1 protein-coding gene is annotated in these 477 nt (G+C 28.7%); it reads left to right on the top strand.

The genetic code is table 11. From position 1 onward, the window contains the following. Positions 1–322 (top strand): ArsR/SmtB family transcription factor (locus FHL79_RS24840; protein WP_205759015.1); only part of this gene is annotated, 322 nt, incomplete at its 5' end. Between the last annotated feature and the right edge of the window lie 155 nt (positions 323–477).

Raw genomic sequence — 477 nt, 5'->3', positions numbered from 1 at the left:
GATCTGTGTACATGAGGATAAAGTTAACAATGCTTTAAGTTTTTTAGAAGATGATAAATCTAAGAAATTACTTAACATTTTAGAAAAAATTTGTGATGAGAAGAAATTGAAAATCATATTATCTTTGATTAAAGAAGATGAGTTGTGTGTTTGTGATATTTCTTTGATATTGAAAATGAGTGTTGCTTCAACTTCACATCATTTAAGGCTTTTATATAAAAATGAGGTACTTGATTTTTATAAAGATGGAAAGATGGCATATTATTTTATTAAAGACGATGAAATAAGAGAGTTTTTCTCTAAAAATCATGAGGGTTTTTGAAACGAGTTTCTTCTTGTCTTGATACTATAAAAAACAAAGTTATATAACATAAGACGACTTATCGGAAGTAGATATGCTTGTATATTCACAGATGGTATAATAATAGAGTCGCCTATCTCTCAGGCGTCAATTGACGAAGAGAGGAGGTGCATTAC

This window comes from Modestobacter altitudinis (assembly GCF_005930475.1).
Lineage (GTDB): Bacteria > Actinomycetota > Actinomycetes > Mycobacteriales > Geodermatophilaceae > Modestobacter > Modestobacter altitudinis.
Note: the sequence above shows the minus strand (reverse complement) of the source record. Positions and strands in the feature narration are given on the sequence as shown.